A 13914-nucleotide genomic window follows, 5' to 3' on the forward strand; every position below is an offset into this window, starting at 1 on the left:
CTACACTATAGTACACTAAAATACCTTGCCTCAGGGTGAGAAAATACCATAGCCGTTACTGATGCTTCTGGTTCCATCATGAATCCTTCCGTTAATGAAATACCTATTTCCTCTGGATGAATTAGACGGAACAATTTTTCTTGATCCGCAAGTTCTGGGCATGCTGGGTAACCAAATGACACACGTATTCCTCTATATTTCGTACGGAAACGCTCTTCCATCGTCAGTTCAGGTGAATCTGGAATGCCCCAGCGGTCACGAATGAGCATATGTGTTTTTTCAGCAAGCCCCTCTGCTAATTCAAGCGCTAACGATTGAATTGCATGACTGCGTAAATAATCTCCCTTCGCCTTCCACTCCTCAGCAATATCCCGAACTCCTTCCCCAACAGTAACAGATAAGAAAGCGACATAGTCCATCTCATCTCCAATAGGGCGCAAATAATCACCTAAAGTACGGTATGGTGCTTTTCCTTGTCTAGGAAATGTGAAACGCTCTATTACGCGCGTATGATCTTCTGGATCATATATTACGATGTTTTGTCCATCGCTTTGCGCTGGGAAAAATTGATACACTGCTTTCGGTTTTAACCAAGATTGTCCTTCCACCAATAATTCGTCTATTAAATCATTTAATTCGTGCGCTCTTTTATCCCCCTCTTTCAAAAGCTTCTTCACATTTCCTTTTAATCCAAGGTGATGTCCAAGTAACATTTGTCTATTTAAAAATGGGGCAAGATGTGAGACAGGAACATCTCGTAATACAATTCGTTTTGTTGAATCAGGCACCATAACCTCTGATTTTGGTAATGGCTCAATTACTGCTGGAATTTCCACTTTCTTCTCTTCTTTTTTTACGATATGAAGATGACGTTCTTTTTTATCCTGTTTCATCTTCTCACGCTCTTCTTCTTTTTGAAGCTTATTAATAATATCAAGACCTGTCATCGCATCGCTCGCATAACATACGAGCCCTTTATACGATGGAGAAATACGATTATCTGTAAACTTTCTCGTTAACGCTGCACCACCAACAACAATTGGAATATCAATATTCGCCGCTTTTAAATCCTCAGCAGTTGTTACCATTTGTTGTGCTGATTTTACTAGCAAGCCAGAAAGACCTATAATATCAGGTTTTTTTTCTTGCACTTCTTGAACGATTCGATCCGAACGAACATTAATTCCTAAATTAATAATCTCATATCCGTTATTTGATAAAATAATTTCAACAAGATTTTTCCCAATATCATGTACGTCCCCTTTAACGGTCGCTAATAATACTTTTCCTTTTTTCGCACTATCGCTAGATTCCATATGCGGCTCCAAATAACTTACAGCAGCTTTCATACTTTCAGCACTTTGCAATACTTCAGCAACTATAAGTTCATTATTATTAAATAATCGTCCCACCTCATCCATTCCTGTCATAAGTGGACCATTAATAATATCCAAAGGTTTTCTTCCCTCTGTCAGCGCGAGACTTAAATCTTCATGTAATCCTTGCTTTGTACCTTCTACAATATAGTTGGCTAGTCGCTCATCAAGCGTTAATATTTCTTGAACAACAACCTCTTTCTTTTTAGCAACACGATAAAAATTCGTAAATTCTTCTAACGTCTCTTTCGTCGTTTCAAATAATAATGCATCTGCAAGACGTTTTTCTTCCTCTGGAATTGACGCATAGCGCTCTAATTTCTCAGTATTAACAATCGCATAATCTAATCCTGCTTTCGTTGCATGATATAAAAAGACAGAATTTAACACTTCACGTCCAGCTGGTGGTAAACCAAATGATATATTACTCACACCTAAAATCGTTAAACATTCTGGTAACGCTTCTTTAATAAGTCGAATTCCTTCGATCGTCGCTGCCGCTGAACCGATGTATTCTTCATCACCTGTCCCTACTGGAAATACAAGTGCATCAAAAATAATATCTGACGGGCGTATACCATATTTCGTCGTCAATAATTCATAACTTCTTTTCGCAATTTCTAGTTTTCTTTCAGCACTTACTGCCATACCATCTTCGTCGATTGTCCCAACTACAATTGCGGCACCATACTTGCGAAGAAGTGGCGTTACCTTTTCAAAACGCTCTTCTCCATCTTCTAAGTTAATAGAGTTAATAACAGCTTTCCCTTGAATATAAGTAAGTGCTCTCGCCATTACATTTTCATCTGTTGAATCAATCATAATCGGTACTTTTAACACTTTCGTAACTTCTGATAAGAATTTTTCCATATCTTCTATTTCATCACGGTCAGGGTCTGCCATACAAATATCAATAATATGAGCATTTTTCTTCACTTGTGCTCTTGCCACTTCAGCAGCCTCTTCAAATTTACCTTCTGTCACTAATCGTTTAAATTTACGTGACCCTATAACATTCGTTCTTTCACCTACAAATAACGGTCTCATAGACTCATCATATTGCAGCGCCTCTAATCCACTAATTCCATGTCCGGCTCGTTCATTTTGCGCACGCGGTGTAAGAGATGCTAGCGCTTCTTTCATTGCTCTTATATGTTCTGGTGTTGTGCCGCAACAACCACCAATAATATTAATCCATCCTTCTTCAGCAAATCGCTTCACTTTTTCAGCGAGAGAAGATGGAGATTCATGATAATGTCCATCTTCATCAGGAAGACCTGCATTTGGATAACAAGAAATGTAACACTCCGATAAATCAGATAAAGAACGAATATGGTCTCTCATAAACTCCGGACCAGTCGCGCAGTTTAATCCAACAGATAATGGCTTCATATGTTCTACGGATAAGTAAAAAGCCTCAATTGTTTGCCCAGCCAGAGTCGTCCCCATCGGCTCAATCGTCCCAGAGATCATAATAGGAACAATTTTATTTAGTTCTTCAAAAGCAGCTTGAATTCCAATATAAGCAGCTTTCACATTACGCATATCTTGACTCGTTTCAACGAGTAACACATCAACTTCGCCATTTAATAATCCCCTCGCCTGCCTAGTATAAGCTTCTATTAGTTCTTCAAATGTAACTCCTCCTGTAACACTAATTGCTTTCGTTGTCGGTCCCATCGCACCTGCAACATATACTTCATTCCCACTTTCTTTAACAGCTTGTTTCGCTAATCGTGCTGCCTTTTCATTTAGTTCTTCATCTAAATGAGACAGCTCATAATCACTTAATACGATATTTGTCGCCCCAAATGTATTTGTTTCAATAATGTCAGCTCCAGCTTCAATATAAGCTTTATGAATCTTTAAAATAACATCCGGCCTTGTTTCTACTAAATATTCATTACAGCCCTCGTACTCTTCTCCTCCGAAATCTTCCGCAGTTAAGTCCTCTTGTTGTATCATTGTCCCCATTGCACCGTCTAATATTAAAATGTTATTTTGTAATTTTTCTTCTATACACTTCATCAATTAATACCTTCTTTCACTTCTTGCTTTTCTCTCACATATTTAACAAGATGTTCTGTAATTTCATATTTTAGAAATGGTGTAATTAAATAGATACCGTTAAAATATTTCATCGCTGCATCGATCAACTCTTGTGAAATACGAATCCCTTCCTCGATAGCTGCCTCTTTCGTTTCGTGTCCATCCATTCTCTCTCTTATTTCTTCAGGAAGAGTAATACCCGGCACCTCAAAATGGAGAAAGTCTGCATTCCGCTTACTTACTAATGGCATAATTCCAATAAAAATAGGTTGTTCCAAATGTTTTGTTGCTTCATATACTTCTTCTATTAAAGCAACATCATATATCGGCTGTGTTAAGAAATATTCAGCCCCAGCATCTATTTTCCGTTCCATTCGCTTTACCGCTGCTTTTAAATGCCTTACGTGAGGATTAAAAGCACCTCCGACTGAAAACCTTGTTGCCGGTCCAATGGATTTCCCTAAAATGGAACGTCCATCGTTCATTTCTTTAATCATTTTAATTAACTCTATAGAGGACAGATCATATACAGAAGTTGCTCCCGGAAAATCACCAACGCGCGCTGGATCACCAGTTAAAGCTAATACTTCCTCCATACCTAACGCTGATAAACCTAGTAAATGAGATTGTAGTCCAATGACGTTATGGTCTCTACACGTTAAATGTGTCAATACTGGAATATCGTGCTTCGTTAATAATGCGCCCATTGCCATATTCGAAACACGAGGCGATGCTAATGAGTTATCTGCTAGAGTAATAGCGTCTGCTCCCGCTCTTTTTAACGCTCTTGCTCCTTCAAAAAACCGCTGTGTATCTAACGTTTTCGGCGGATCTAATTCCACTACAACTGTCGTTTGTTTTTTTGCCTTTTCCGCAAGAGTAACCTGTACCTTCGAACGCTTCTCGTGTGTATGAACTACTTTCGGTCTTTGAATCGTGTCTTTTTCTATTACAGGTGTAACATTCGCAACAGCGCGCTTCATACTTTGAATATGTTCTGGGGTCGTACCACAACAACCACCCAATAACCGAATACCTTGCTCAATAAATTTCGGTGTCATCGCTTCGAAATAAGCTGGGCTTCCCTCATATACGTAACGTCCCTCCACATAATTTGGGAGACCTGCATTTGGGTATGCTGATAAATAGCCATTCTGCGGAATCGATATCATTTTGAAAGCTTCCGTCATATGAAGTGGCCCTAGTTGACAGTTCAATCCAACAACATTTGCACCGTAATCTATAAGCTGTTTTAATATTTCATTGACATCATTTCCATTTTGAGTCGTACCTGCTTCATGTAACGCTACTTGAGCAACAATCGGAATATTCGTTTGCTTACGCAATACTTTAACGGCATGAAGTAATTCAAATTCATCGTAAAAAGTTTCTAATAGTAATCCATCAACCTGTTCTTCTAGTAAAGCACCTGCCTGTTCAAGTAGCATAAATTCTCGCTCCATATCAGTCGTTGTGACAGCTCCGATATGTTTCATACCACCGATTGTTCCTAAAATTGCATTTCTGTTTGTAACAGATGCTTTCGCAAGCTTCACTGCCGCTTTATTAATTTGAACAACTTGATTTTCTAAGCCATACATACGTAATTTCGCCTCATTTGCTCCATACGTATTTGTTTGAATCACATCTGCACCAGCAGCTACATATTGTTTATGAATCGATATAATTAGGTCTGGATCAGATACATTCAATTCTTCAAAACTACTTTGCAAACCATGTGAATGTAATAACGTTCCAACCGCACCATCACCTATTACAATTCCTTTTGATAATAAATCTAGTAATTTCACGAATCTCCCTCATTTCTATCAATATAAAAACCCCCTCTTCACTTTGAAGAGGGGGACATAATTGTTCCGCCTCTTATTATGCAAAACATTCGTTTTGCAGGTATTAGCACCGTTTCAAACATTTCGTTTGAAGGTTGCCGGGTTTCACAGGGCCTTTCCCTCCACCGCTCTCAATAAGAGTTGTCTTTATTATTTTATTTATGTAGCTAAAAGGAAATGCGTTCCCCTTTTAACAATGTTTGTTAATTTTTTATAAATTTAGCATGCACAAATATAAAAGTCAATGACACTTGCGGAAAAATAAAAATTATTTAAAATAAAGTTGCAATTCAATTAACTTTTGTTGTAAAGTTAAAAACATAATAAAAATTTCATACGAACATTCTTATCTAGAGAGGTAGAGGGACTGGCCCTATGACGCCTCAGCAACCATTAACATTTGTTAATAAGGTGCTAATTCCAGCAAATTGTGAAAGATTTGACAGATGAGAAGAAGACTCTATTCAATCCGAAAGCCTTCTTCTTAGAAGGCTTTTTTTTATTTTATATTCAACTACTGGTTCAATTTAAAAAGGAGGAATTTTTACATGTCAACTATCGAAACAAAACTAGCACAAATCGGAAATCGTAGCGAAACTACAACAGGAACTGTTAATCCACCCGTTTATTTCTCAACCGCTTATCGTCACGAAGGACTTGGTAAATCTACCGGCTTTGACTATTCACGAACTGGAAATCCAACTCGTGGTCTTTTAGAACAGGCAATCGCAGATTTAGAATATGGCCAACAAGGTTATGCCTGTAGTTCAGGTATGGCAGCTGTTCTCCTCGTCCTTTCATTATTCCGTTCTGGAGATGAACTTATTGTATCCGAAGATTTATACGGGGGAACGTATCGCTTATTTTCCGAACACGAAAAAAAGTGGAATGTTCGATGTAGATACGTAAATACACAATCTATTAAACAGATTGAGCAAGCTATCACAACTGAAACGAAGGCTATTTTCATAGAAACTCCGACTAATCCATTAATGCAAGTTACTGATATTGCCGCTGTCGCAACTGTAGCGAAAAGACACAGACTACTTCTTATCGTAGACAATACATTCTACACGCCTTATATACAGCAGCCATTAACAGAAGGTGCTGACATCGTACTTCATAGTGCAACGAAATATTTAGGTGGGCATAATGATGTATTAAGCGGACTTGTCGTTGCAAAAGGAAAGGAACTTTGTGAGGAAATCGCTCATTATCATAATGCCTCCGGTGCTGTCTTAAGCCCATTTGACTCATGGCTATTAATTCGTGGTATGAAAACTTTAGCGCTTCGCATGAAACAACATGAAGAAAATGCGAAAGCAGTTGTTACTTATTTAAATGATGAGGATGGTGTGACAGATGTCTTTTATCCAGGGAGAGGCGGTATGATTTCATTCCGACTTAAAGATGAAGCTTGGATTAATCCATTCTTACAATCTTTATCCTTAATCACATTTGCCGAAAGTCTTGGTGGTGTAGAAAGTTTAATGACTTATCCAGCAACGCAAACACATGCTGATATTCCAGAAGAAATCAGAACGGCGAACGGTGTATGTAATCGTCTTCTTCGATTCTCCGTCGGCATTGAAAACAGTAATGATTTAATTCAAGACTTAAATCAAGCCATTAAACTTGTAAAAGAAGGTGTGAGAATATGAGTTATTCTATAGATACACTCTTACTACACAACCAATATAAACACGATGCACAAACAGGAGCTGTTAACGTTCCCATTTATAACACATCAACATTTCACCAGTTTGATGTAGATACTTTTGGCAAATACGACTATAGCCGATCTGGAAATCCAACTCGTGAAGCTCTGGAAGATATCATTGCTTTATTAGAAGGCGGAACAAAAGGATTCGCCTTTGCCTCAGGCATTGCAGCGATTTCTACTGCTTTTCTCCTTCTTTCACAAGGCGATCACGTTCTCATTTCAGAAGACGTATACGGAGGCACTTATCGAATTATAACTGAAGTACTCTCCCGTTACGGTGTTTCACATACATTTGTTGATATGACCAATTTAGAAGAAATAAAGCAAAATATTAAATCGAATACGAAACTCTTTTATGTAGAAACACCATCTAACCCACTTTTAAAAGTAACAGATATTCGCGAGGTTTCTAAACTCGCAAAATCTATTGGTGCTCTTACATTTGTTGATAATACTTTTTTGACACCATTATTCCAGAAGCCACTTGATCTTGGCGCCGATGTCGTTCTTCATAGTGCTACAAAATTTATTGCTGGTCACAGTGATGTTACTGCCGGATTAACGGTCGTAAAAGATGCCGAACTCGCTCAAAAGCTTGGATTTTTACAAAATGCATTTGGCGCTATTTTAGGACCTCAAGATTGTTCTCTCGTACTTCGCGGTCTAAAAACATTACATGTACGTCTTGAGCACTCAGCTGCAAATGCCAATAAAATTGCACACTATTTACAAGAGCATGCTAAAGTACAAAATGTCTATTATCCGGGATTACAAACACATCTTGGATTTAATATTCAACAATCTCAAGCAACGTCAGCTGGAGCGGTCTTATCGTTTACTTTGCAGTCAGAAGATGCACTCCGCCAATTTTTATCAAAAGTAAAATTACCTGTTTTTGCAGTGAGTTTAGGAGCTGTCGAATCGATTCTTTCCTACCCAGCTAAAATGTCCCACGCCGCACTGTCGCAAAAAGCTCGTGATGAAAGAGGTATCTCTAATTCATTACTTCGCTTATCAGTCGGTCTTGAAAATGTTAACGATTTAATATCCGATTTTGAAAATGCCCTCTCTTATGTAGAAGAACCTGTAAATGCGTAGAGAGAAAAGAAGATATGAGATTAAGTTCTCATATCTTCTTTTTATGCGGTTTAGTATATTCTTTTTAGTGTTTTTTCTTTTTGTACTCAAATTTTTTTGTCTTCTTCAACCATCCTCCTCGTTAGTCTAATGAGGGGTAGCGTCAGGAAAATGCGGATTTACAACGCTAAGGAAATATCACTTATTAAAAAAAGCCGATTCCCCTCTCAAGGAATCGACTTTTTTATTTATTCTTAATGAACTAACGCATGCGTTAGTTCATTAAGAAAGATGTTTGAAAAAATAGCCTGTATATATTTGAACGATGAATAACTTACCTATTTCCTTTTGTTTACACCGAATACAAAACAATCAGACAAACAAAACATATTATTTATCTGTTTGTTTTTGCTTCTTTTTCAAATACTCCGCACGCAATTTTTCAAGTTGCTGCTTTTTATCAAATTTGGCAGGCGTCTGTTTTTCATGAAACTTTGCCACAGCTACCTGACTTTTGTAATCCAATTGATATTTGCCCACTTTGTTCACCTACTTTTCTTGTCTTTACAGAGAATCTATTCAACAAATATAATATACCTTATTTTACTGAAGCAAATCTTATTACTTTAGTAGTTTTTCTACTTACATCTATCTTAATCCAAATATCCCTTTATCTAACTAACCTGCCCCGTTAGTCTAAGTAGGAAACTTCACAATCTCAATAGAGTAAAACCTATCGGTACATAATCCAATCACCTTTCAATTAGACCTCATAATGTCTCATAAGACTTGTATCAAAATACTTATCGTTGTAAATGCGTATTTTCTTGACTCTACCCCAATTATAATAAAACAACTTTATTGTTTTTTAAAGAATTTTATTGTAAATGAAACTACTTTATTATCTCTGTACAAAAATTTAATCATTGGGGGTTTTGTTCATTCCCACTCATTATTAGCCTTCACCAATCGGGCGTTTACGGGCAGCCCGCCTCCCACAAATAGTGGGATAAAAGCACATCACTTATTTACAAATAATGGTTTTATCGATATATTAAGAAATACAAGGGGGTAAAAATAATGGATACTTGTTCTGATATTTTAATCGTTATCGATTTACAAAATGGGGTATGTTATAGCGGAGAGCATTTATTTGATTTACAAAACTTGCTTACAAAAGTAAATAAAAGAATTTCTTCATACAGAAAATCAAATAAACCAATCATTTTTGTTCAACATTGTGATGATGATTTAGTACCCGAAAAAGAACTTTGGGCTATTCATACTGATCTAGATGTTCAAGACCAAGATTTCTTTGTGAGAAAAACACATGCAAATTCATTTTATAAAACAAACTTAAAAGAAATTTTAGATCAATTATCTGTACATCGTATTGAATTTTGTGGCGCCCAAACAGAGTACTGTATGGATGCTACGATTAAATTTGCTCACGGACTAGGGTACGAAAACTTTATGGCACCTAAAATAACTTCTACATTAAACAATCCATTTATGTCCGCAAAAGAGACAATTGACTTTTATGAGAATATATGGAATCACAGATTTTTAAAGTTGCTAAAAGATGAGCTCTAGCATAAATGACGAATGACTTGATCATTCTAAGATTGATCAGCTACACTCAAGTGTCTCATTATCCTCATAAAAAAGCTGATTACATCGGGCTTCTTTTAACCTGTTTTATATTCTATATATAGCATTATAATTCCTTTGTCATATTATTTTAAAAATTTTGTATATTCATTTGAAAGAATAAGAAAATCATGATAAAATTGTGTTACAAATATATCTATATCTTTCAATTTTTAAAATGCATCAAAATTTTCGCCCAAAAGCGTCATTTTACAAAACTGTGCTAATTTATCCATTTTATTTACATCAGGGTCTCTTTTCTTACAATTTCTTTACTTTAGGAAATTTTTTCTGCAACAACTGTTTTCTTTTCTTTAATTTTTTGGTATGTATAGTATGGTATAACAGCTCACACGGAGGTGGAAAAGAACATGTTAGAAACCTTTCAAAAAGAAATAGAACTTTATGAAAGCAATGCAGAATTATTGAAAGTACTTGCTCACCCAGTTCGTTTATGTATCGTAAAAGGATTAATCGAGCGTGGTCCAAGCAACGTTTCTACAATGTACACTGGCTTAAACATGCCACAGTCTACAATTTCACAGCATTTAGCAAAATTAAAAAGTGCTAAAATCGTTTCTAGTGAAAGAAAAGGATTAGAAATTTACTACAAAGTAGAAAACGAAACAATTATTCAACTCGTTCGCGTATTATTAGGTTAGGGACTAATAAACAGAGAAAAAGAACGTATTCTATATTTTTCATCTCATATCTTTAATATAAATATATATCATGAGGGGAAATATATAATACTACATACGTCGTATTAAAAAACAAGACACAGAAATATGCTGTGTCTTGTTTTTTATATTGTTAAATACCGATTCAGATGTAAATTCTGTATGTCTTTCGTATGTATAACAACATCAAAGGCATTCCCTAATCCTCCGTTCAAAATCATAGAACGAATTGCTCGATTTTGTTTTTGAGTTTCAGAAAAAGGATTCGTATCTTGATGACTCGTAAGCTGTTCTAATATTCCTGCAGCTAACAAAAACTCAGATTGCTTCTTATGCCATACTGCACTCATTCCCTGAAAGTTAAAAATCTCCTTTAACTCATCCCAATGAATATGAGTAGTAAGATCCATTTCCCCTGGATACGCTAAAGGATTACGTATTAACTTATGCTTATAATACCCACGTAAACTTCCTTCCCGATGCGCAGGGTACGTCCATTCTGCTTTTGTGTATCCATAGTCAACTGTAATACATATACCTTTTTGAAACCATTTTGCAATTCCTTTTATATAATCTTCCATCGCAATTGGCACCTCAAAACGCTGCCCTTCTGCAATATGAATGTTATATTTCAGTAAGTAGCGACCGATTCTTTTATCTAACGGTCTACATACTTCAGCAAGGTTCCCTTCCTCTGTATACGTAATACGTACTTCATACAACATTCCATTTCTCTTCTCAATTACTTCAACAGGAAATGCATCAAATAACTCATTCGAAAAAAGAATTCCTTCGAATGACTCTCCCATTTTACTATAAGATGTATAATACGATACATTAGAAAATGAGCACAGATTCTCTTGTTGTAATTTTCTATGAAAAGGGCTCACTTCAATCATTGAATAGTTTAAATCAATAAAGGTTTCCGGAGATAATTGCTTCCATTCTTGTAAAACATCATAGGCAAACTTTCCTGTTCCCCCGCCAATCTCACAAATATTTGGAGCGACTTCATCATTCTCAACAAGACGAATAAAAAACTTAGCAAATGTTTTTGCAAAAGCAGAGGATACATTGCTACTTGTAAAAAAATCGCCTTGTCTTCCAATCTTTTCACGGTCCTTCATATAATAGCCATGCCCTTCTGCATACAATACGAGGTTCATATACGTACTATATGAAATCGAATAATCTTTCTCTTTCCCCATCCATTCTCTTAAAATGAGCTCCATCCCCATAATGACTCCTTATTGTAAAAATGGATTATTTTCTTTTTCAAAACCGATGCTTGTTTCTGGACCATGTCCACATAGCACCGCTGTTTCATCTGGCAATACGAATAATTTCTCTTCAATACTTCCAATTAATTCAGCAAAACTTCCACCAGGTAAATCAGTTCTTCCAATACTCATTTGGAATAATACATCTCCTGAGAACACTGCATTCGCCTCTTTACTATAATAAGAAATACTTCCTGGAGAGTGTCCTGGCGTCTCAAAAATTTCAAAATTAAATGAACCGACTGTTAATGTACCTTCTGCATCAATAATATGATCCGCTGGCTTAGCTGTAATACTACGGTTCATCATAAAAATTTGAGAGCCATTTACAGTTCCATCTCCTAACCAATCTGCTTCTTCTTTATGTACGTATACAGGAATATGGAAAGCGTCTCTTACCGCATCAACAGCACCAATATGATCAAAGTGGGCATGCGTTAATAAAACCGCCAGTGGTTTTAATTGTTCTTCTTGTAAATATGTAACGAGCTTCTCTCCTTCATGACCAGGATCAAAGATAATACACTCATTTTGATCATTCGTTAAAATATAAGCATTTGTTTGTAATGGTCCTAACGGCATTTGTGTCCATTTCATATGAAAATCTCCTCCAGTTATTAAACTTACTTTTAATGATACAACATTTCTTTCTCTTAGGAAAAGAAAGGATGCTATCTCGACAATCATTTTTAAAACATGTACAATGTAAAAGAGTAAATATTCTAAAAACTCATATTTAAAAATAGGTAGACAGAGGAGGATATTGTATGGGCCTTGTTATTATTTTTACGCTTGTCACTCTGTTAGCTGTTTTTGCTACGCTTAGAACACTTCGCGAAAAGAACTTTTTCGCAGGCGGCTTTGCAATTGCGACTGTACTCGTTTTCGGATGGTTTACGATCATGACTGTTCTATATAACGGGTATCCGCCAGCAGCTTAATTCACTTACATGTTATTCTTCATCAAGATTTTACGCAAAAAGAGGAAGGGTTTCCCCCTTCCTCTTTTCACATTTCACAACTTATATCATCTTCGCTTCGTATTTGTGCTTTTTTACAAGCCAAGCTCCTCCAATAACACCTGCATCATTACCAAGTATTGCAATGGCTAACTTCGTACTCTTTACAGCACGTGAGAAAGCATATTGCTCGAAATAACTTTGAATTGGTTCTAATAGTGCATCTCCAGCTTTAGAAACGCCTCCACCAATAACAATTTTCTCTGGGTTCAACGTACTAGAAAGATTCGCTACAGCTAATCCTAAATAAGAAGCTACTTTTTCTACTACTTCATTTGCTAGTTCATCACCTTGTCCGTGCGCTTCAAAAACATCTTTTGATGTAATACGTCCTTCTTCTGCTAACATAGAACGTAACATGCTTTCTTTATCAGTCTCTTGTATTTTCTGCATAGCAACACGCACAATACCCGTTGCAGAAGCTACTGTTTCTAAACAACCAGATTTTCCGCAATTACATGGGAAAGCATTTTCTGTAACGACTGTAATATGTCCAATCTCACCAGCAGCACCACTTACACCGTGTACAATCTCACCATTGGCGATTACACCACCACCGACACCAGTGCCAAGCGTCATACAAATTAAATCTTTTGCTCCTTCGCCAGCACCTTTCCACATTTCGCCAAGCGCTGCTAAGTTTGCATCGTTATCAATTACAACAGGTAACCCTGTTTCTACTTCTAGTAAATCTTTTAATGGATAGTTTTTCCACCCTAAATTAACCGCTTCATAAATCATTCCAGATGCCACATGCACAGGACCAGGAGCTCCCATACCAATACCAATTAACTTGCTTTTTAATTCGCCTAACTCTTCTAATTTTTTATCAATTGCCTTCGCTACGTCAAGTGTAATATGTTTTCCTTGCTCATTTGTATTCGTAGGGATTTCCCACTTATGTAAAATTTCACCGTATACATTAATAAATGCTAATTTAATCGTTGTACCACCAAGGTCAACACCAACTAACCATTTCTCTTCCATGTTGCTTACCTACCTTTATCTAATTCTTATTTAGCTCTTTTTGAATTTCTTGCTTCAATAAAAATAAAGCTGTTTGATAGTCTTGTGGATCGATTAGCTGTGACTGATTTAATTCACGTAGCTCATCTTGCATTAATTGCAAATCTGCAATTCGATCACCCGTATAAATAATCGTACCAAATTTCTTTAGCAATTGCTGAATATCATAAATAGATACCATTTC

At 36.4% G+C, this 13914-nt stretch carries 12 protein-coding genes and 2 riboswitches; of the genes, 5 read left to right on the forward strand and 7 right to left on the reverse strand.

Annotation, left to right across the window (positions count from 1 at the left end; translation table 11 throughout):
* Positions 1-5: 5 nt before the first annotated feature.
* Together metH and MHB70_RS19890 are read right to left on the reverse strand one after the other, a co-directional pair.
* Complete coding sequence (gene metH, locus MHB70_RS19885; protein ID WP_061529643.1) at positions 6-3404, reverse strand: methionine synthase; 3399 nt, start codon at positions 3402-3404, stop codon at positions 6-8.
* The gene (locus tag MHB70_RS19890) at positions 3404-5236 is read right to left on the reverse strand and encodes a bifunctional homocysteine S-methyltransferase/methylenetetrahydrofolate reductase (RefSeq protein WP_000770363.1); all 1833 of its coding nucleotides are present in this window, start codon (positions 5234-5236) and stop codon (positions 3404-3406) included. The genes metH and MHB70_RS19890 overlap by 1 nt, the downstream gene beginning before the upstream one ends.
* A gap of 70 nt (positions 5237-5306) precedes the next feature.
* Positions 5307-5416: riboswitch (SAM riboswitch) on the reverse strand.
* Positions 5417-5618: 202 nt separating this feature from the next.
* Positions 5619-5728, forward strand: a riboswitch (SAM riboswitch).
* 95 nt (positions 5729-5823) lie between these two features.
* Here MHB70_RS19890 and metI point away from each other — a divergent pair.
* Positions 5824-6936 (forward strand): cystathionine gamma-synthase/O-acetylhomoserine thiolyase, encoded by a 1113-nt coding sequence (gene metI / locus MHB70_RS19895; protein WP_000103907.1) that lies wholly within the window; start codon positions 5824-5826, stop codon positions 6934-6936.
* Positions 6933-8096 (forward strand): cystathionine beta-lyase, encoded by a 1164-nt coding sequence (metC, locus tag MHB70_RS19900; RefSeq protein WP_000122270.1) that lies wholly within the window; start codon positions 6933-6935, stop codon positions 8094-8096. Before metI ends, metC begins: the two co-directional genes overlap by 4 nt.
* A 369-nt stretch (positions 8097-8465) precedes the next feature.
* Here the strand turns inward: metC and MHB70_RS19905 are convergent, their stop codons facing one another.
* A complete protein-coding gene (locus MHB70_RS19905) occupies positions 8466-8615 on the reverse strand; it encodes a hypothetical protein (protein WP_000521653.1) in 150 nt (49 codons plus the stop codon).
* A gap of 540 nt (positions 8616-9155) precedes the next feature.
* Here MHB70_RS19905 and MHB70_RS19910 point away from each other — a divergent pair.
* Positions 9156-9668 carry a cysteine hydrolase family protein gene (locus MHB70_RS19910; protein ID WP_000379181.1) on the forward strand — a complete coding sequence of 171 codons (513 nt, stop codon included), beginning with the start codon at positions 9156-9158 and terminating at the stop codon, positions 9666-9668.
* Between the two features lie 428 nt (positions 9669-10096).
* The gene (locus tag MHB70_RS19915) at positions 10097-10387 is read left to right on the forward strand and encodes an ArsR/SmtB family transcription factor (protein ID WP_000894375.1); all 291 of its coding nucleotides are present in this window, start codon (positions 10097-10099) and stop codon (positions 10385-10387) included.
* Between the two features lie 143 nt (positions 10388-10530).
* Here MHB70_RS19915 and MHB70_RS19920 read toward each other — a convergent pair whose 3' ends face one another.
* A complete protein-coding gene (locus tag MHB70_RS19920; protein ID WP_000525127.1) occupies positions 10531-11643 on the reverse strand; it encodes a class I SAM-dependent methyltransferase in 1113 nt (370 codons plus the stop codon).
* Positions 11644-11652: 9 nt separating this feature from the next.
* Positions 11653-12282, reverse strand: coding sequence for an MBL fold metallo-hydrolase (locus tag MHB70_RS19925; RefSeq protein ID WP_000872319.1), 630 nt, complete (start codon positions 12280-12282; stop codon positions 11653-11655).
* 170 nt (positions 12283-12452) lie between these two features.
* Between MHB70_RS19925 and MHB70_RS19930 the strand changes: the two genes are divergently transcribed.
* Entirely contained in the window at positions 12453-12626 is a 174-nt protein-coding gene (locus MHB70_RS19930) for a DUF2759 domain-containing protein (RefSeq protein WP_000524850.1), read from the forward strand.
* Positions 12627-12707: 81 nt separating this feature from the next.
* On the opposite strand, the gene glcK is transcribed toward MHB70_RS19930, so the two are convergent.
* Positions 12708-13691: a glucokinase gene (gene glcK / locus MHB70_RS19935; protein ID WP_000391709.1), complete on the reverse strand. Its 984-nt coding sequence runs from the start codon at positions 13689-13691 to the stop codon at positions 12708-12710.
* Between the two features lie 19 nt (positions 13692-13710).
* Entirely contained in the window at positions 13711-13911 is a 201-nt protein-coding gene (locus MHB70_RS19940) for a YqgQ family protein (protein WP_000253699.1), read from the reverse strand.
* Positions 13912-13914: the final 3 nt, after the last annotated feature.

Source organism: Bacillus sp. FSL M7-1020, from assembly GCF_038050415.1.
GTDB classification, from domain to species: domain Bacteria; phylum Bacillota; class Bacilli; order Bacillales; family Bacillaceae_G; genus Bacillus_A; species Bacillus_A toyonensis.